A 19,223-nucleotide genomic window follows, 5' to 3' on the forward strand; every position below is an offset into this window, starting at 1 on the left:
GGAGCGCGCGCCGGGCGGAGGTCGCCACCGGCGCGCGCTCGTGCATCCTAGAGGGCCTGCTCGGAGGCGGGGCCCCCGAGCCGCTTCAGCACCCGCTCCAGCAGGCCGAAGAGGGCCTCCTGGTCGTCGGCGGGGAGCAGGTCCAGCATGCGTCGCAGGCCCTGGTCCACGCTGCGACTGATGAGGTTGAAGAGCTTGACGCCCTCCGTGGTGAGCTGCGCGACGACGGCGCGCCGGTCCTCGGCGTCCCTCGTGCGCTCCACCAGCTTCATGTCCTCCAGCCGGTCCACCACACCGGTGATGGTCTTCTTGGTGATGCCGACACGCTGGGCCAGGACGCACACGTGCGTGGGGCCGTCATTGCCCAGCCACATCAGCGCGTGGATCTGCGTGGGGGTGAGCTGGTTGCTCTCGCAGATGCCATGCAGCGGGTCCCGCAGGGAGCGGTACCGCCCCAACTGGATGATGAGCTCGTGCAGCCGCCGTGACGCGGGCGTGGGGGAGTCCTGCTCGGCCTCGGGCAGGGCGTCGTCCGTGACGCCGCCCTCCTCGGTGAGCTCGAGCTCCTCCTCGCCTGCGCCGGACGGCTGCACGCGGAGGGCCGGTCTGTTCGCCGGCACTCGCATCAGGCCGTCTCCACTCGCGCGGCCGCGGCCACCGCGGCCTTCTCGCCGTGCGGACCCACCGCGTGCGGCGTGCCATGGTCCGGGGCGGTGCCCGGGCCCTTGCGCCGCTTGAACTTCTCGGTGAGCTGGTCCAGCAGCGAGTACACCACCGGCACCACGCCCAGCGTCAGCACCGTGGAGGTGATGAGGCCGCCGATGATGGTGATGGCCATGGGCGCGCGCGTCTCCGCGCCGTCGCCCCGGGCAATCGCCACCGGAATCATGCCGGCGATCATCGCGATGGTCGTCATGAGAATCGGACGCAGACGGACCGGAGCGGCGCCCAGCAGGGCCTCCGTGGCGCTCTTGCCTTCCTCACGCAGCTGCAGCGTGAAGTCGACCAGGAGGATGCCGTTCTTCACCACCAGACCCATGAGCATGATGACGCCGATGAGGGCGAACATGGACATGGCCTGGCCGGTGATGAGCAGCGCGCCAATGGCGCCGATGAAGGCGAAGGGCAGCGACAACATGATGGTGAACGGGTGGACGAGGCTTTCGAACTGCGCCGCCAGAATCATGTACACGAGGATGATGCCGAGCAGCAGCGCGGCGCCGAACGCGGACACCGCCTTGCCCATCTCCTTCGCGTTGCCCTCGAAGTCGTAGATGATCCCCTTGGGCACTTCCTTCTCCGCGGTCGTGTTCATGAAGGCCACGGCGTCACCCAGCTGGTAGCCGGAGGCCAGGTTGGCGAGCAGGGTGATCTGCCGCTTCTGGGACTCACGGTCGATCTGCACCGGGCCATCCGCCGGAGTGACGGAGGCCAGGTTGCGCAGCTCCACGAGCTGCCCGCTGGGGGCACGCACCGTGAGCTTTCCGAGTGCATCGGCGGACGCCAGGGTCTCCGGCGGCAGCCGCAGCTTCACCTCGTACGTCTCGCCGCCCTCTCGGTAGTCCGCGAACTTGTCGCGGCCGAGGAAGGCGCGCAGCGTGGTGCCCAGCGACGCGGCCGGGACACCGAGGCTGGCGGCGCGCTCGCGGTCCACCACCACGTCGTACTGGGGCTTGCCGGAGCGGTACGTGGAGTCGATGTCCACCAGGCCCTTGTTGGTCCTCATCGCCACCTTCATCTTCTCCGACGTGGCGATGAGCTCCTGCCAGTTGTCGCCGCGCAGGTTGAACTGCACCTGCTGCGAGCGCGAACCACCACCGGCGATGCCAGTGACGTCCTGCACCGTCACCGACACGCCCGGACGGGGCTTGATGGCGCCGCGCAGATACGTCTTCAGCTCGCCCTGCGGATAGCTGCGCTCCTTGATGGGCACCAGGTTGATGAGCAGCTCGCCCTTGTGGACTTCCTCCTGCACGCCGCCACCGACAGTGGCGAAGGTGGAGGCAATGCCCGGCAGCGCACGCACCTGGGCGTCGAGCTGGTCGATCTCCGCCTGCGTCTCGTAGAGCGTCGAGCCGATGGGGAGCTCCACCGCCAGCTTGATGTTCCCGTTGTCCGACTCCGGGATGAACGTGAACTTGAGGAAGCGGGCCAGGCCGAAGGTCGCGAAGAGCACCACCACCGCCACCGCCATCGTCACCAGGCGGCGACGGAGGATGGCGGCCAGCATCTTGCGGTAGCCGTTCTCCATGCCCACCAGCACCTTCTCCACCGCCGCGGACACGCCCGTGGGCTGACCGTGGTGGCGCAGCATGCGCGAGGACAGCATGGGCGTGAGCGTCATGGACACGGCGTAGGAGATGAGCGTCGCCACCGCCACCGTGACACCGAACTGGTAGAAGAACATGCCCATGATGCCGTCCATGAACGCCACGGGGATGAACACCGCGACGATGGCCAGCGTCACCGCGAGCACGGCGAGGGCAATCTGCCCGGCGCCATCCAGCGCGGCCTGCATGGGCGTCTTTCCCTCTTCCATGTGACGGACGATGTTCTCGATGACCACGATGGCGTCGTCGATGAGCAGACCGATGGAGAGCGTCAGCGCCAGCATCGTGATCATGTTGAAGGTGAAGCCCAGCGCCGCCATCACCGCGAACGTGCCAACCACGGACACCGGCAGGGCGACGGCCGCGACGATGGTGGAGTTCAGGTTGCGCAGGAACAGCAGCACGATGACCACGGCGAGGATGCCGCCGAGCACCATGTCGAACTGCACCGAGGCGATCGACGAGCGGATGAAGCGCGCGTTGTCCGACACCATGTCCACGGTGATGCCCTCGGGCAGGCGGCTGTTGATCTCTCCCAGGGACTCCTTGACGAGCGAGGCCACCTGCACCGTGTTGGAGCCGGACTGCTTGCGCACCACCAGCGCCACCGCGCTGCGGTCGCCGTTCTTCGCGGCGCCACGCGCTTCCTCGGGGCCGTCCACCACATCTGCGATGTCTCGCACGCGCACCGGCGCGCCGTTGGGGCTGGCGATGATGATGTTGCGGATCTCATCCACGCTCTTCGCCTCGGACGTGAGGCGCAGCACGCGCTCGCGACCGCCGTCCATGGTGCGGCCACCCGGGACGTCCAGGCTTTGCGCGCGCACCGCCTGGCTCACGTCGCTGATGGCCAGCCCGAAGCCGCGCAGGCGGTCCGGGTCGACGACGAGCTGGATCTCCCGCTCGCGACCGCCGATGACGTCGATGCTGCCCACGCCCTTCTGACGCTGCAGCGCGGGCTTGATGATGTCCTCCGCCGTGCGCGTCAGCTCTTCAATCGGGAGCGCGCCAGACAGCGACAGGGTGATGATGGGGGCGGCGCCGATGTCGAACTTCTCGACGACGGGCGTCTCGATTTCGTCCGGCAGCTTGCTCAGCGTGGCCTGGACGCGATCACGCACGTCCTGCGCGGCCACGTCCACCTTGCTGGCCAGGGTGAAGCGAACGACGATCTGCGACACGCTCTCCATGTTGATGGAGCGAAGCTGCTCCACGCCGTTGAGCGTGTTGAGCGCCTCTTCCAGCGGGTCACTGACGTTCTTCTCGATGGTCTCCGGGTCCGCGCCAGGAAGCACCGTCGTCACGGTGACGACGGGGAAGTCGACGTCGGGGAACTGGTCGACGCCGATGCGCGGGTAAGCGTTGATGCCGAACACGACCACCGCCATCATCAACATGGCGGTGAAGATGGGCCGTGAAATAAATGTCTTGAGCGGGCTCATTCAGGAGCTCCAAAAGGTAAGGGGGAGGGCAGGCGTCACTGCACCACGCGGACGGCCGTGCCCTCCTTCACGTCCAGGGAAGAGTCGGCGAGCACGCGCTCGTCGGCGGCCAGGCCCTGGAGAATGCGCACGTAGCCGGGGAGCACTCGCTCCACGCGCACGTCGCGCTTGCGCACGGTTCCGTCCTGCACCACCCACACGAAGCCGGTCTGCCCCCGCGCGCTGACGGCCTGCGTCGGCAGGAAGAGGCCCTTGTCATCGGACTGGCCCGCCACGTTGGAGAAGTCCAGGTCCACCAGCGCGCCCGGGCGCAGCGGCGACGCCGTCTCACCCACCACGTCCGCCAGCACCTCCACCGTGCGGTTGGTGATGTCGACGGTGGCGCCCACGTTGGCGACCGTCACCTCGAAGCGCATCCCGCTGGGGCTCACCGTGCCCTGCGTCTTGGAGCCGGGCTTGATCTTGTCCACCACGGACTCCGGCACCAGCGCGCGCACTTCCAGGCCGGTGATGTCCACCAGCGTGAAGACGGGCGTGGGCGGCATCATCGCCACCGTGTCGCCGATGTTCTTCATGCGCGCGGTGATGACGCCGTCGAAGGGCGCGATGATGGCCATGTCGCGCAGGTTCTCCTCCGCCATGCGCAGCGTGGCGCCCGCCTGGGCGGCCTGGGCGGCGGCCTGCTTCGTGCCGATCTCCGCCTGATCCAACCCCGCCGCGGCGATGCCACCCGACTCCGCCACCTTGCGGGTGCGCTCCAGGTTGTTCGTCGCCAGCTGCAGCGCCGCGTCCGCGGCCGCCTTCACCGCCCGGGCCTGCTCCACGCCAATGACGACGTTGGAGGTATCCAGCACCGCCAGCGGCTGGCCCTTCTTCACCTTGTCGCCGACCTTCACCAGCATCTTCGCGATGGTGCCGGTGGCCTGCGCGCTCAGCGTCGCCTCCTGCTTGGAGCGGACCTGACCCGTCACGCGGGTCATGCTGGCCTCCAGCTCCGTCGCGGGCGCGATGGCCTTCACACCCATCGCCGCCGGGCCCTGCTGCTCGGGCAGGGCAGGCTTGGCGCCGCCCTTGCCGCAGCCCGTCATCATCACCGCCGCCAGCACCGCGGCCACCCACATGCGTCGAATCACGGTCGTCCTGCTCCTGCCAGCTCGCGGTCCCCGGACCCCTCCAGGACTCCACGCCGGCTCAAACCTTTGGAAATTCTGCGGCCCGGAAACTACAGTTCCTGAACTGTCTGTCAAGGAGATACTCCGCGATGCGGACTATCTCCCACCGGGCCTACCTAACGCCCGCCTGCCGGGCGAGCAGGACTTTCTTCAGGGGTTGCCCCGGAGTACGGGGCTGATGGCCGGTCCTTGTTGCTTCCCCGGGACGCCTGCTATTGATTCGAAAATCAATCTTGTTGTCCCCCCGCCAATGAGGAGTGTGCATGCCGAACCCCTTCACCGAGGAGCACGAGGCCTTCCGCAAGACGGTGCGCGCGTTTGTCGAAAAGGAAATGGCGCCGTACGGGCTGGAGTGGGACCGGGCGGGCATCTTTCCTCGCGAGCTGTTCAAGAAGTGCGCGGACCTGGGCTTCCTCGGCATCAACCATGATCCGAAGTTCGGCGGCAGTGGGCTGGACTACTGGTACGTGACGGCGTTCTGCGAAGAGCTGAGCTACAGCCGCAACGCGGGCGTGAACATGGCGCTGCTGGTGCAGAGCCAGATGGCCACGCCCATCATCAACGAGATTGGCACCGACGAGCAGAAGCGGGAGTTCCTGGAGCCCGCGCTCAAGGGCGAGCGCATCGCCGCGCTGGGCGTGAGCGAGCCGGGGTGCGGCTCGGACGTGGCGAGCATCAAGACGACGGCGCGGCGCGACGGCGACGACTACGTCATCAACGGCTCGAAGATGTGGATCACCAACGGCACGCGCGCGGACTTCATCACCCTGGCGGTGCGCACGGGTGGCGAGGGCTACGGCGGCATCTCCCTGGTGACATTCCCCACGGACGTGAAGGGCTTCGGCGTCTCCAAGAAGCTGGACAAGATTGGCAACCTGTCCTCGGACACGGCCATCCTCTACTTCGAGGACTGTCGCATCCCCGCCCGCTACGTGCTGGGCGAGGAGAACGAGGGCTTCTACCACATCATGACGAACTTCCAGGGCGAGCGCCTGGTCGGCGCCATCACCACCGTGTCCGGCATGGAGCGGATGATGGAGGACGCCATCCAGTACGGCAACGAGCGCGAGGCGTTCGGCCGTCCGCTGATGAAGTTCCAGGTGTGGCGCCACAAGTTCGTGGAGCACCTGACGGCCATCGAAGCGGCGAAGCGGCTGACGTACCACGCGGTGGACCTCTTCGACCGGAAGGAGAACCCGGTGAAGGAGGTCTCCATGGCGAAGTTGTTCGCGGGAGACCTGGCCCAGCGCGTCGCCTACGACACGCAGCAGTTCTTCGGCGGCATGGGCTACATCGAGGAGACGCCCATCGCCCGCATGTGGCGAGACGTGCGCCTCATCACCATCGGCGGTGGAACGTCCGAGGTGATGAAGGAGATCATCTCGAAGCTCTACGGCTTCTGAGCCGTGTGGACGGGGCGGGTCCGTCAGTCAGGGCCCGCCCGTCGCCTTCGAACACCCGCCTGGACCCGCGACGCGCCGGGGCCTACCGGGTGCTCTGATGCTGCTGCGCGTAGGTGCCGCTGTTCTGCTCCTCCTCGATGACCTGGATGGCCGCGCTGCCCGCCGCCGCCGCGCCGGCGCCCGTGGGCGAGCCCTCCGCGGGACGCGGCTGACACACGCACCCGGCCGAGCTGCGGATGACGACCACCGCGCCCAACTCCATGTCCAGGTCGGTGCAGATCTGCTTGCACTCGGTGGCCCGCTCCTTGGGGACGGCGTAGTTGGTGGCGCCGATGGTGGTGCAGCCCGTCAGGCACAGCAGCGTGGACACGGCGAGGAGGTTGCGGATCATGTCCCGCCGTTTAGCACGGGCCGCGCGTCGGTTAGGGTGTCGCCGTGGAGGTGGTGATGGCACCTGTGATTCCGGCGAGCGTGGCGTGGTACGTGACGGGCCGTTTCTATCTGGCGTCGAAGGACTCGATGCTCCAGGACCTGGGCTACTTCATCCACCTGGAGGGGTTGCACGGGCCGCTGTTCGAGGACCCCAGCGGGAAGGTGGCCGAGTCCACCGCGCGCCTCACCTTCCGCTCCACGCCGTTCAAGTCCGTGACGCTCGACAACGGCGGCCTGTCGCTGAGCGTGGACCCGGTGGGGGACTTCACCGTCTACCTCAACGAGCAAGGCGCTAAGCGGCCCCACTTCGACGACCCGGAGTCGTTCTCCGCCGGGCGTCCCATCGCCACGTTCCGCCGGGCAAGTGTCGTGGTGGGCGGCGCCTTCGACGGGCCGGCGAGCTCCGGACGCTCGTTGTCCCTCAACGTCTTCACGGCGCGCATCGTGTGGAGCACCGCGTTCGAGCTGAACGGCGCGCGCTACGACTTGAAGGACCTCCTGCCCCACGGAATCACGCAGTGGGGCGAGTGTGGACCCTCCGCGCTCGCGAACCCACCCCAGGGCTTCTCCAAGGTCGTCCCGTTCGTGGGCTCGGCCGTGGCGGTGGCGCCGGGGCTTTCGCGCTGAGCCGTCGCCCTCGTCAGCGCTTCCTGAACAGGGCCTCCGCGGCGTTCAGCATCGCGTCGCGGCTGGCCTTCGCGTGCAGGCCGCCTTCGCCCACCTGGAACAGCTCGCAGAAGTTGGCGCCGTCCTTGTCGGCGGGCACCTCCGCGAAGGGCTCCTTGCACTCCTTGGCCACGCTCGCGTCGTAGTGTCGACAGTTGCGGCACGAGCGCACGTCTTCGTCACAGTTCGGACACGTGTCGCTGCGTCCCACCTGATTGGCGATGATGTCGAGCGAGTGTCCACAGTGCGCACAGCCGGGCATGGCCACCTCCGCGAGAGCAGGGTCGCCATTGTGCCAGCGCGCCAAGGCGCCTGGGAGTCCTACCGTTGGAGGCTGGACATGAGTGCTCCCGTGGGCTCCGAGGGAGCAACCGACGGGGGCGAGGACGGGCGCAGGTCGCCCATGGCATCCAGGAGCTGGTCATCCAGGCGCTTGAGCAGGAACAGCACATACGCACCCACCAGGGCCATGGCGGCCGCCAGGATGCCGAGCATCATGCCCCGCTCCCACAGGTGGGCCTTCTCCATCACCCCGCGCCGCTCGGCGAAGGTCTTCAGCTGGGCGTCCGCGGCCTTGCCGTCCAGCCGCAGCGCATAATCCTCGGCCTGGGCGGTGCCTCGCTCCATCAGCCACTGGCCCTGGACCTGGAGTGCGTCCGCCCGGGTGTAGCAGTAGACCGCTCCACCCGACGAAAACAGGGTGAGGCACAGCGCTGCCGTCAAGCTCCGGGTGCCCATCTCAACGTCCTCCGGATCCGCCATTGCGCGGGCCTCGACACCCACGACCGCTCCGGCTTCCCGAAGACAGTAGCGGATGGTAGGGAGCCCCTCTGACATGGGCAAGCCCTACCGTCCTAAAGACCACTATTTCCAGAAAGCCAAGCAGGAGGGCCTTCGCGCTCGCTCCGCCTTCAAGGTGGACGAGCTCATCAAGCGCTTCCCCATGGTGAAGAAGGGCCATGTGGTGCTCGACCTGGGGGCCGCGCCTGGAGGGTTCCTCCAGATTCTCGCGGAGGCCGTGGGCGCTTCGGGGCAGGTGATTGGCGTGGATATCGTCGCCATCCGTCCCTTCACGCAGCGGCACGTGCGCACGGCGGTGCTGGACGTGCTCGCGGACGACTTCGACGCGAAGCTGACCGCGATGCATGACGGTCTGTTCGACGCGGTCATCTCCGACATGGCGCCGAAGACGAGCGGCATCAAGGCCACCGACGAGGCGCGCAGCCTGCGGCTGGCGGGCAAGGCGCTGGAGCTCGCGGTGGCGCGGGGCCGGCCGGGCTCGTCCTTCGTGGCGAAGGTGTTCATGGGCGGCGACTTCGAGGACTTCCGCAACCAGGTGCGCGCCCTCTTCGAGGAAGTGAAGGTGGTTCGCCCCGAGGCAACGCGCGGCGCCAGCATGGAGGTCTATCTGGTGGGGCTGCGTCGCAAGGCCCCCTCGGGCGAGGCGACTCCGACTTCCTGAGCCGTAATGTGGAACGCCTGGGCGGCCTCCTGTGTCTAGAGTGCCGACCATGCACCACACCCTCCGGACCTGGACATCCGCTGTCGCGCTGTCGCTGTTGTCCCTGTTGCTGCTCGCCACGCCCGTGGCCCGGGCGGCGCAGGCCAAGGCGCTCTCTTCCTGGAAGGACATCGACGCGCTGGTGTCGAACCAGAAGGTGGAGGCCGCCGCGCAGGCCGCGGAGGCCCGCCTCGCCCAGGCGCGCAACGGCGCGGACGAGTCCGAGTGGGCGCGCGCGCTGATTCGCACCGTACAGCTCCGCTCGGCGTTGCACGGCTATGAGACGGCGGTGCGCTTCCTGCGCGAACAACCCTGGCCCAAGGGTGCGCTGGCTCGCGCGACGCTGAACCTCTACTACGCCAACGCGCTCGTCACCTATGCGCAGGCGTACGGCTGGGAGGTGCGGCAGCGCGAGCAGGTGGCGTCATCGGGGCCGGTGGACCTGAAGGCGTGGACGTACGACCAGATTCTCACCGAGGCCCAGCGCGCCTACGAGGACGTCTGGAAGCAGCGGCAGTCGTTGGGCGCCGAGCCGGTGAAGGTGCTGTCCGAGTACGTCGAGCCCAACACCTATCCCGCGGGCATCCGCTCCACGCTGCGCGACGCCGTCTCGTACCTGCGCGTGGAGCTGCTGGCGGACAGCTCGCACTGGCGGCCCGAGCAGGCCAACGAGGTGTTCCGGTTGGACCTGGGCTCGCTGCTGGAGGGCGCGCCGACGGTGGAGCTGACGGATGCCAACATCCACCCGCTGGTGAAGGTGGCCGCGGTGCTGGGGGACCTGGAGGCGTGGCACCGGACGGGCGGGCGGCGTGAGGCGGCGCTGGAGGCCCGGCTTCGTCGCTACGAGGTGCTGCACCAGCACTTCTCCGAGGCGGAGGACCGCGCGCGCATCCGTCAACACCTGGCCGCGCACCTGAACGCGTTCCGGGACGTGCCCTGGTGGTCCATGGGGCAGGGCCTGCTCGCGGAGCAGGAGAACGCCGCGGGCCACGCGGTGCGCGCGCATGCGCTGGCGAAGGAGGGAATGCAGGCCCACCCGAAGTCGCTGGGGGCCACGCGCTGCCGCACGCTGGTGGAGACGCTGGAGGCGCCTGATTTCCGCGTCGCCTCCATGCAGTCGGACGGCGCGGACCGCCGCTCCATCGAGGTGACCCACCGCAACGTGCCGGTGGTCTACTTCCGGGCGTTCCTGCTCGACGTCGAGGCGCGGCTGAAGAAGGTGGACGACTACAACGTCCTGCCCTCCGGCGACGAGCTGATGCGCTACAACCGGGGACGCAAGCCCACGACGACGTGGTCTACCCAGCTCCCCGCGACGCCCGACTTCCAGTTGCACCGCACCTTCGTCACGCCTCCGCTGAAGGAGACGGGCACGTACCTCATCCTCTCCTCCGCGCGCGAGGACTTCCAGGAGAAGGGCAACCGCATCCAGGCCACCTTCCTGGCCGTGACGCCGTGGGTGGCCCTCACCCGGAACGTGGAGGGCAACTCGATGGAGGCGCGCATCCTGAAGGGCGACTCCGGCAAGCCCGCCTCGGAAGTGTTGGTGCGGCTCATCCAGATGGACTACCGCACCGGCTTCCGCGAGGCGGCCCGCGCTCGGACGAATCCTCAGGGTGACGTGTCCTTCCCCGCGCCGCCGGGACAGGGCTACCGCTCGTACCTGATGGTGGTGGGCGAGGGACGCGGGGCCTTGCTCTTGCCCAATGGCCTGGCCTTCTACAACCGCTCGCCGCCGAGGGAGGCGACGTCGTCCCTGGTCTTCACGGACCGGAGCGTCTACCGGCCCTTGCAGAAGGTGCAGTGGAAGGTGGTGGCCTTCTCAGGACGTGGAGACCAGGCGCGGTACAAGACCTTGGAGCAGCACAGCCTGGTGGTGAGGTTGATCGACCCGAACCACCAGGAGGTGGAGCGACTCAACGTTCGCACCAATGACTTCGGCTCGGTGGCGGGCGAGTTCACCGTTCCCACGGGGCGGCTACTGGGCGTGTGGACGGTGCAGGTGGAGTCCGGGGGCTTGTCCACGATTCGCGTGGAGGAGTACAAGCGGCCCACCTTCGAGGTGACGCTGAAGGACGCGGACGCGCCGCTGCGCCTGAACCGTCCGGCCACCTTCAAGGGCGAGGCGCGCTACTACTTCGGCCTGCCCGTGGCGTCGGGCACGGTGCGCTGGCGTGCCTACCGTGAGCCGGTGCTGCCCTGGTGGTGGTGGTACGACTCCGGCTTCATCTCTCGGCAGCGGCAGCTCGTGGCCGCGGGCTCGTCGTCGGTGGAGGAGGACGGCGGCTTCAAGGTGACCTTCACCCCGGAGGCCGATGAGCGCTCCGCGCGCACGCCGGGCCTCACGTGGCGCTATCGCGTGGAGGCCGATGCCACGGACGAGGGCGGCGAGACGCGCTCGGCCAGTCGGGCCTTCCGCCTGGGCTTCGTCGCGGTGGAGGGGCGCGTGGACACGGACACGGGTTTCCTGCGCGAAGGCTCGCAGGCCGAGGTCCGACTGGTGCGCTCCACCCTGGACGGTGCGCCGCAGCCGGGCGCGGGACGCTGGCGCCTGGTCGCGTTGAAGCAGCCCACGCAGCCGCTGATGCCCGCGGACGAGCCGCAGCCCGCGCTCCCGCTCCTGGAGGTGGACCCGGACGCGGTGAAGAAGCCCACGCCGGGTGATGCGCTCCAGGCGCGGTGGATGCAGACGTACAAGCCGCAGTCCGTGATGGCACGCTGGGAGGACGGCGCGGAGCAGACGAAGGGCACCGTGCAGCACGGCGCGGACGGTGTCGCGCGCGTGAAGCTGCCCTCGCTGAAGGCGGGCGCCTATCGGCTGCACTACGAGACGACGGATGCCTTCGGGCAGAAGTTCACGGTGGCGCGCGAGCTGCTGGTCGCGGGTGCGCGCGCGCCCGTCGCACTGGCGGCGGCGCTGACGGTGGAGAACTCGAGCGTGCGCGTCGGAGAGGTGGCTCGGTTGTTGGCCATCTCCGGCTTCGAGGGCCAGCCGTTGATGTTGGACCTCTACCAGGGCGACCAGCGTGTCCTGCGCAAGTCGCTGGTGGGCGGCCAGACGCCGGCGGTGGTGGAGGTGCCGGTGACGGAGGCGCTGCGTGGAGGCTTCACCGCGGTGCTGACGCTCGTGCGCGACTGGCAGCTCGTCCAGTTCTCCGAGCACGTGTTCGTCCCGTGGGACAACAAGGAGCTGAGCCTGGAGTTCGCCACGTTCCGCGACAAGCTCCGCCCGGGCGCGAAGGAGACCTTCCGCGTGACGGTGAAGGGCCCCAAGGGCGCGAAGGTGGAGGCGGGCGCGGCCGAGCTGCTCGCGTATATGTACGACCAGTCGTTGGACCTGTTCGCGCCGCACTCGCCGCCGAGTGTCTCCTCGCTCTATCCGCCGCGCATGTCGTCGGTGTCCCTGCTGTCGTCCCTGTCGATGGGGCAGTCGCAGTGGCTCGTCTCCCAGGGCTATGGCGAGGCCTTCCAGTGGGAGCCTCCGACCTCGGATCGGCTGAAGTTCGAGGACAACTACGGCCTGGGAGGGCCAGGGCGCAGACGCTACCGGAATGGCAACTCGCGGTCCTTCGAGTCCTTTGGAGGTGTCTCCGCGCCGCGCCCGGCGCCGGTGGCTCGCTCCGAGTCGAAGGAGAAGTCGATGCGGGAAGAGCCCGAGGCTCCACCTCCGCCGCCCGGCATGCCCCCGATGGAGGAGATGAACGCCGCGGCGGACAAGCTGCAAGGCGCTCCCGCCCAGGCCGAGGCGGCCGCACCAGCCGCGCTGCGCTCCAACTTCGCCGAGACGGCGTTCTGGGTGCCGCAGCTCCTCACGGGCGCTGACGGGTCCGCGACGCTGGAGTTCACCGTGCCGGACTCGGTGACGGCGTGGAGCGTGTGGGTCCACGGCCTGACGAGGGACCTGGAGGGCGGCTCGGTGCAGCGCACCACCCGCAGCGTGAAGGAGCTGATGGTGCGGCCCTACGTGCCGCGCTTCCTGCGTGAGGGAGACCGCGCGGTGCTGGAGGTGGTGGTGAACAACGCGTCGGAAGAGGCGCGCCAGGGCACGCTCACGCTGGACATCGTGGACCCGGAGACGCGCAAGAGCCTGCTGTCGGAGTTCGGGGTGAAGGGCGCGTCGCAGAACTTCACGGTGGCGCCGGGGAAGGGGACGAACCTGCGCTTCCCGCTCACCACGCCCGCGCGCGTCGGGACGGTGGCCTTCCGTGTGGAGGCTCGCGCGGGGAACCTGAGCGACGGCGAGCTGCGGCCGTTGCCCGTGCTGCCCGGCCGCGTCCACCTGGCGCAGTCGCGCTTCGTCACGTTGAAGGGGCCGGGCTCCAAGACGATGCGCTTCGACGACTTGAAGAAGGGGGGCGACGCGACGCGGGTGAACGAGCAGCTCGTCGTCACCGTGGACACGCAGTTGTTCTACGCGGCGCTCCAGTCCCTGCCGTACCTGGTGAACTATCCCTATGAGTGCTCGGAGCAGACGCTCAATCGCTTCGTGTCCTCCGGCATCCTCGCCAGCCTCTACGCGAAGTATCCGGCCGTGGCGAAGATGGCGAAGGAGATGAGCCAGCGTCCCACGCGCTTCGAGACCTGGGACTCGGTGGACCCCAATCGGAAGATGACGCTGGAGGAGACGCCCTGGCTGGAGATGGCGAAGGGCGGCCCGGATTCGGACCAGGACCTGGTGAAGGTGCTGGACCCCAAGATTGCGCGCGCCGAGCGCGACGCGGCCATGGGGAAGCTGCGCAAGGCACAGACGTCCAGCGGTGGTTTCCCCTGGTGGCCGGGCGGCCCGCCGTCGCCGTACATGACGCTCTACATCGTCCACGGCCTGTCGCGCGCCATGGAGTACGGCGTCGAGGTGCCGCAGGACATGACGCGCAACGCGTGGGGCTATCTGGCCCGGCACTTCCGTGAGGAGTACGCGGAGAAGCTGACGAAGAAGGGGCAGAGCTGGGAGTTCATCACCTTCCTCAACTACGTGGCCTCCGCGTACCCGGATGCCAGCTACACCGGCGAGGCGCTGACCGCGGATGAGCGCAAGGCGATGCTCGCCTTCAGCTTCACGCACTGGAAGAAGCACTCGCCCTACCTGAAGGGCTACCTGTCGCTGACGTTGAAGCGCGCGGGACGTCAGGCGGACGCGCTGAAGGTCTGGGACAGCGTGATGGACTCGTCGAAGACGACGGAGGACCTGGGCACCTACTGGGCGCCCGAGGACCGAAGCTGGCTCTGGTACAACGACACCACGGAGACGCAGGCCTTCGCCCTGCGCGTGCTGACGGAGCTCAAGCCGAAGGACGAGCGGCGCGAGGGACTGGTGCAGTGGTTGTTGCTCGACAAGAAGCTCAACCACTGGAAGTCCACGCGCGCCACGGCCGAGGCGCTCTATGCCCTGGTGAAGTACCTGGAGGCGGAAGGCGCCCTGGGCATCCGCGAGGACGCGAAGGTGACGGTGGGTCCGCGCGTGGTGCAGATGGAGTTCGCGCCGGACGTGTACACGGGGAAGAAGAACCAGGTGGTGGTGCCGGGGCCGGAGCTTCGGCCGGAGACGATGAGCTCCGTGGTGGTGGAGAAGACGACGAAGGGCTTCGCCTTCGCCTCGGCCACATGGCACTTCTCCACGGAGAAGCTGCCGGACGAGGACCGAGGGGACTTCTTCCAGGTGTCGCGCCGCTACTTCCGCCGCGAGCGTGAGGGCCGCGAGGCCGTGCTCCAGCCGCTCGCCGAGGGGGCGCTGCTCAACCCCGGTGACGAGGTGGAGGTGCAGCTGTCACTGCGCACGAAACACGCCGCGGAGTACGTCCACCTGAGAGATCCGCGTGCCGCGGGCCTGGAGCCGGAGAACGCGCAGTCCCGCCACAAGTGGGACCTGGGCATCGTCTGGTACGAGGAGACGCGCGACTCGGGCACCAACTTCTTCTTCGAGTGGCTGCCCGCGGGTGAATACACCTTCAAGTACCGGCTGCGCGCGAACATGGCGGGCACCTTCCGCGTGGGTCCCGCCACCGTGCAGTCCATGTATGCGCCGGAGTTCACCGCGTACTCGACGGGCGCGGTGCTCACCGTGGGGCCGGCGAAGTAGCGCGGGCTTCACGGCGGTCCTCCTGGTTTCGACTCAGGGCCCGACTCGGAGACACGAGCGGGCCCTGGGTGTTTTCAGGTGACCGGGCTACGGGCCTCGCACGTCCGTCTCGCCGCAGGCGTCATGCGTGGACCTCTCGGGGCTCGCCTTCGCGCCAAGACTGGCGCTTTCGCGGCCGAGGTGGGCCGGGCTCACTCGCCGCAGGTGGCGGCGTCGTCCGTGGGGTAGAGCGTGGCGATGCCGTAGGTGCCGTTGCGTGTGCCGCACCAGATCTGCCAGCGCGTGTCTCCCAGGTCCTTCGCTCCGTAGATGCCGCCTTCCTTCTTCGCGCCGTCGCGGGCGCAGCACCGCGCGAAGGCCCGTGTGCCAATCGACAGGATGCCCACCGCGTCCGGGGCCTCGGAGAAGCCGCCCATCCGCTTCTCCCCACAGGACCAGGGCGCGACGCCCTGGTAGCGGATGAGGTACTTGTCCTTGTTCTTGGCCACGCCCCCGCGCGCCGGGCCGCCGTAGCAGAGCTTTCCCTCGGACTCGAGCTGCGCATAGCGCGGCAGGAAGTGCAGTCCGCCGATGGGGCCCCTATCCCAGTCGTCTCCGCAGAACACGTGTGTGAAGGCGTTGCGCGGACCCGTGCTCACCCACAGGCTGGTCAGCCAGTCGATGTTCGGCTGACGCGTGCCCGGGCGTCCCGCCGCGGACAGGGCCTGCTGGATGCGCGGGTCGTCGTAGTAGCGGGTGACGAAGCGCCGCACGTCGTTCGCGCTCACGCTCACATCCGGGCGCGCGGGGCACAGCGCCAGCACTTCCTTGTCCATCGCCGACAGCGTGGGGCGCTTGTCGAAGAGCGGCTTGCGGGAGCACGTCGTCGCGCAGCCCGTGGCGGCCTTCCACGTCACCGCCACCGTCGAGGGGGGAGCGCTCGCGGCCGGGGCGGCTCCTTCGTAGCGCGGGGCCGCGCCACTGGGCGCCGAGACGACGACGGCCACGGCTTGCTCCTCGTCCGACTCATCCGAGCGGGCCGCGAACAGCTGCTGCCGAGCCTGGGCGCGCTGGGCTGAGTCCGCACGGTCCGCAGCCGCCAGCACCGCGGCGCTCGGAGCCGCTTGCACCGCGGACTCCTGGGCGCCTTCGCACAGCACCCAGCCCTCGGTGGAGACGCCCCGCAGCTTGCACCAGGCCCGCCCGGGTCCGCCCTTCTTGAGCAGGGGGTACGTCGTCCCGGCCTCCACGGTGAAGACGACCTTGGATGACTCCGGCTGCTCCACAGCGTCCACGGAGACGTCGGACACGAACGCGCCGGGGCCCGCCAGGGCGGGGAGGGCGGTCAGCAGCAGGCCGAGGCTCAGGGCGGGAAAACGCATGGTGCGTGACTCTATCCCAATCCCACCCCGCCCCTCGACATGGGGGCGGGTGGGGTGGCTCCTCGGGCACCTGGGACGTCGGGGTGCCCCAGGGAATTCACACCAGCTTGACGCGCGCCGCCTTCAGCCTGCCGACCTGCACCGTGTACTCGCCGGCCCCCAGTTCCGCCTTGGCGTCCATCACCTTCTCGCCGTTCACCCGCGCGCCGCCCTGGGAAATCATCTTCCGCCCCTCGGTCGAGGAGGCCACCAGCTTCGCCTCGACCAGGATCTTCGTCACGGGCATCGTCGCCGCGCCGGCCAGGGAGACCTCCACCTGCGGGAGGTCCTCCGCCGTCAGCTCCTTCTTCGCGAAGCGCTTCTCGAAGTCCTCCTCCGCCTTGCGCCCCGCCTCGGCGCCGTGGAAGCGCGCCGTCATCTCCCGCGCGAAGCCCAGCTTGGCGACCTTCGGATGCACCTCGCCGCTGGCGACCTTGGCCTGCAACTCGCCCAGCTCCTTGAGCGTCAGCGACGACAGGAGCTGGTAGTAGCGCCACATGAGGTCGTCGGTGATGCTCATCAGCTTGCCGAACATGGTGTCCGCCGGCTCGCTGACGCCCACGTAGTTGTCCAGGCTCTTGGACATCTTGTCGCCGACGATCTTCCCCTCGACGAGCTTCGCGCTGAGGCCCTCCAGGATGGGGCCCGTCATGATGACCTGCGGCGCCAGGTTCTCCTCGCGCATGAGCTGCCGGCCCACCAGGAGGTTGAAGAGCTGGTCCGTCGCGCCCAGCTCCACGTCCGACTTCAGCGCCACGGAGTCGAACCCCTGCAAGAGCGGGTAGAGCATCTCGTGGATGGCGATGGAGACGTTCTCCCGGAAGCGCTTCTTGAAGTCGTCCCGCTCCAGCATGCGCTGCAGCGAGTAGCGCGACGCCAGGCGAATCATCCCCTCGGTGCCGAGCTGGTCCAACCACTCGGAGTTGAAGCGCACCGTCGTCTTGGCCGCGTCCAGCACCTTGAAGACCTGCTGCTTGTACGTCTCCGCGTTGGCCTTCACCTCGTCGCGGGTGAGCGCGGGGCGCGTGGCGTTGCGGCCCGTGGGGTCGCCAATCAGCGCGGTGAAGTCACCGATGAGGAACACCACCGTGTGCCCGAAGTCCTGGAAGCGGCGCATGCGCGTGAGCAGCAGCGAGTGCCCCAGGTGCAGGTCCGGCCGGCTCGGGTCGAACCCCGCCTTGATGACCAGGGGCTTGCCCGAGTCATACGCGTACTTGAGCTTCTTCTTCAGGTCCTCGGGCGAGTGGAGATCCACCGTGCCTCGGGTGACTTCTTCGAACTGCTCCTCGGGGGTCGCCTTGCGCAGCGCGTCCGGATTCATGGGCGGCGGACCTTAGCCGAAAGTGGCGCCGCGCGAGCGGCCCTTCCACTGCGACTTTCAGGTGCCCGGAAGGTGGACTCGGACACGCTCGATGCTCTTGCCGCGTCCGGAGGCATCGTCGATGTCCACCACCACACCCTGGAGATAGACGAGCCGCTCGGCCACTTCATAGGGCGCGTTCTTCTGCCCCAGGAAGCGCGCCAGGGACTGCTCCTTCTTCATCCCGATGACCGAATCCAGTGGGCCACACATGCCCACGTCGGTGATGAAGGCCGTGCCGCCGGGGAGGATGCGCTCATCCGCCGTCTGCACATGGGTATGCGTCCCCACCACGACGGACACCCGCCCATCCAGGTGTGCGCCCATGGCGTTCTTCTCGCTGGAGGCCTCGCAGTGCATGTCCACGAGGATGCATGGCGTGCGCGCGCGCAGCTCCTCCACCAACCCCTGCACCACTTCGAAGGGGTTGTCGTGCGCGCGCATGAAGACGCGGCCCTCCAGGTTGATGACGCCCAGCGCGCGCCCGTCCTTGAGCGTCACCACGCCGTGCCCTCGTCCTGGAGTGTCCTTGGGGTAGTTCGCCGGCCGCAGCAGCTTGTCCGGATGGGCCGTCACCCAGGGGATGATGGCCTTCTTGGACCAGAAGTGATTGCCGCTGGTCAGCAGGTCAACGCCAGCGGCGAGCAGGGTGTCGGCCGTCTCCGGAGAGATGCCGGCACCCTGATCGCTGTTCTCCGCGTTGGCGATCGTCACGTCCACGCCATGGGTGGCCTTCAGACGTGGCAGGAGCGCTCGGACGGCTTGAAGCCCCGGACGACCCACCACGTCTCCCATGAAGAGGACTTTCACGTATCCAGGAAGTCCGGCTCGCGGAACAGGCCGCGGCAGGTCTCGGATTCCGTCACCACGAGGTCCATGTCCACGTCGTCCCCTGTCGTGGGCAGGATTTCGACGAGCTGATCAGTGAAGGCAAGTCCCACCCGCCGACTGCGGGCACTGGCCGCGCGCAGGGTGGCGTCGTAGTAGCCGCCTCCGCGTCCCAGTCGCTTGCCATCCCGCGTGAAACCCAGACCCGGAACAACGAACAGGTCGATCTGGTCCACCGCGATCAGGTCCGAGGAGTTCGTCGGCTCCCGGACGCCCAGCCGGCCCGGTTCCAACTCCGCCTCCGACTTGATGGCCCGGAACGAGAGAATCCGCCCGTGCACATGGGACAGCGGGTAGCAGACGATCTTCTCGTCCTGCAACGCCGCGATGAGAATGTCCCGTGTCGGCACCTCGCCCCGGATGGGGGCGTACAACGCCACAGTCCTCGCTTTATGATAGTACTGCGTCGCCAGGAATCGAGACTGCACCTTGAGACCCCGCGTATCGATGAGGTCGGGCGTCATCGCCTTTCGGCGCGCCGTCAACTCATCCCGCAGCGTCTGCTTCCTCGCCGCCGCCGCCTCTTCCACCACCGTCTCGCTCACCGCCGCCG

General features: G+C 68.4%; 14 protein-coding genes. 4 read left to right on the top strand and 10 right to left on the bottom strand.

What is annotated here, in order from left to right; translation table 11 throughout:
• Nucleotides 1-47: 47 nt before the first annotated feature.
• The 3 genes from HUA76_RS25550 to HUA76_RS25560 are packed head-to-tail and all read right to left on the bottom strand — an operon-like array spanning nucleotide 48 to nucleotide 4,905.
• Nucleotides 48-626, bottom strand: a complete 579-nt coding sequence (locus HUA76_RS25550) for a MarR family winged helix-turn-helix transcriptional regulator (RefSeq protein ID WP_174462338.1) — start codon at nucleotides 624-626, stop codon at nucleotides 48-50.
• Nucleotides 626-3,772 carry an efflux RND transporter permease subunit gene (locus HUA76_RS25555; protein WP_174462339.1) on the bottom strand — a complete coding sequence of 1,049 codons (3,147 nt, stop codon included), beginning with the start codon at nucleotides 3,770-3,772 and terminating at the stop codon, nucleotides 626-628. Before HUA76_RS25555 ends, HUA76_RS25550 begins: the two co-directional genes overlap by 1 nt.
• 35 nt (nucleotides 3,773-3,807) lie before the next feature.
• A complete protein-coding gene (locus HUA76_RS25560) occupies nucleotides 3,808-4,905 on the bottom strand; it encodes an efflux RND transporter periplasmic adaptor subunit (RefSeq protein ID WP_246137383.1) in 1,098 nt (365 codons plus the stop codon).
• Nucleotides 4,906-5,207: 302 nt separating this feature from the next.
• On the opposite strand from HUA76_RS25560, the gene HUA76_RS25565 reads away from it, so the two are divergent.
• A complete protein-coding gene (locus HUA76_RS25565) occupies nucleotides 5,208-6,347 on the top strand; it encodes an acyl-CoA dehydrogenase family protein (protein ID WP_141644930.1) in 1,140 nt (379 codons plus the stop codon).
• Between the two features lie 82 nt (nucleotides 6,348-6,429).
• On the opposite strand, the gene HUA76_RS25570 is transcribed toward HUA76_RS25565, so the two are convergent.
• Nucleotides 6,430-6,738, bottom strand: coding sequence for a hypothetical protein (locus HUA76_RS25570; protein WP_141644929.1), 309 nt, complete (start codon nucleotides 6,736-6,738; stop codon nucleotides 6,430-6,432).
• A 56-nt stretch (nucleotides 6,739-6,794) separates the two neighbouring features.
• Between HUA76_RS25570 and HUA76_RS25575 the strand changes: the two genes are divergently transcribed.
• Complete coding sequence (locus HUA76_RS25575; RefSeq protein ID WP_174462340.1) at nucleotides 6,795-7,406, top strand: hypothetical protein; 612 nt, start codon at nucleotides 6,795-6,797, stop codon at nucleotides 7,404-7,406.
• Between the two features lie 13 nt (nucleotides 7,407-7,419).
• Here the strand turns inward: HUA76_RS25575 and HUA76_RS25580 are convergent, their stop codons facing one another.
• Together HUA76_RS25580 and HUA76_RS25585 are read right to left on the bottom strand one after the other, a co-directional pair.
• Nucleotides 7,420-7,707 (bottom strand): hypothetical protein, encoded by a 288-nt coding sequence (locus HUA76_RS25580; protein WP_174455197.1) that lies wholly within the window; start codon nucleotides 7,705-7,707, stop codon nucleotides 7,420-7,422.
• Between the two features lie 59 nt (nucleotides 7,708-7,766).
• Nucleotides 7,767-8,183: a hypothetical protein gene (locus HUA76_RS25585; RefSeq protein ID WP_141644926.1), complete on the bottom strand. Its 417-nt coding sequence runs from the start codon at nucleotides 8,181-8,183 to the stop codon at nucleotides 7,767-7,769.
• A 76-nt stretch (nucleotides 8,184-8,259) separates the two neighbouring features.
• Between HUA76_RS25585 and HUA76_RS25590 the strand changes: the two genes are divergently transcribed.
• Nucleotides 8,260-8,907, top strand: coding sequence for an RlmE family RNA methyltransferase (locus HUA76_RS25590; protein WP_141644925.1), 648 nt, complete (start codon nucleotides 8,260-8,262; stop codon nucleotides 8,905-8,907).
• A gap of 49 nt (nucleotides 8,908-8,956) precedes the next feature.
• Nucleotides 8,957-15,022, top strand: coding sequence for an alpha-2-macroglobulin (locus HUA76_RS25595; RefSeq protein ID WP_174462341.1), 6,066 nt, complete (start codon nucleotides 8,957-8,959; stop codon nucleotides 15,020-15,022).
• Nucleotides 15,023-15,213: 191 nt separating this feature from the next.
• On the opposite strand, the gene HUA76_RS25600 is transcribed toward HUA76_RS25595, so the two are convergent.
• The 4 genes from HUA76_RS25600 to HUA76_RS25615 form a co-directional block, all read right to left on the bottom strand.
• Nucleotides 15,214-16,383, bottom strand: a complete 1,170-nt coding sequence (locus HUA76_RS25600) for an EndoU domain-containing protein (protein ID WP_174462342.1) — start codon at nucleotides 16,381-16,383, stop codon at nucleotides 15,214-15,216.
• 97 nt (nucleotides 16,384-16,480) lie between these two features.
• Nucleotides 16,481-17,743, bottom strand: a complete 1,263-nt coding sequence (gene tyrS, locus HUA76_RS25605) for a tyrosine--tRNA ligase (protein WP_174462343.1) — start codon at nucleotides 17,741-17,743, stop codon at nucleotides 16,481-16,483.
• Nucleotides 17,744-17,800: 57 nt separating this feature from the next.
• The gene (locus tag HUA76_RS25610) at nucleotides 17,801-18,592 is read right to left on the bottom strand and encodes a TIGR00282 family metallophosphoesterase (protein WP_141647041.1); all 792 of its coding nucleotides are present in this window, start codon (nucleotides 18,590-18,592) and stop codon (nucleotides 17,801-17,803) included.
• The gene (locus HUA76_RS25615) at nucleotides 18,589-19,215 is read right to left on the bottom strand and encodes a 5-formyltetrahydrofolate cyclo-ligase (RefSeq protein ID WP_174462344.1); all 627 of its coding nucleotides are present in this window, start codon (nucleotides 19,213-19,215) and stop codon (nucleotides 18,589-18,591) included. Before HUA76_RS25615 ends, HUA76_RS25610 begins: the two co-directional genes overlap by 4 nt.
• Nucleotides 19,216-19,223: the final 8 nt, after the last annotated feature.

Source organism: Myxococcus sp. CA056, from assembly GCF_013336715.1.
GTDB classification, from domain to species: Bacteria; Myxococcota; Myxococcia; order Myxococcales; family Myxococcaceae; genus Myxococcus; species Myxococcus llanfairpwllgwyngyllgogerychwyrndrobwllllantysiliogogogochensis.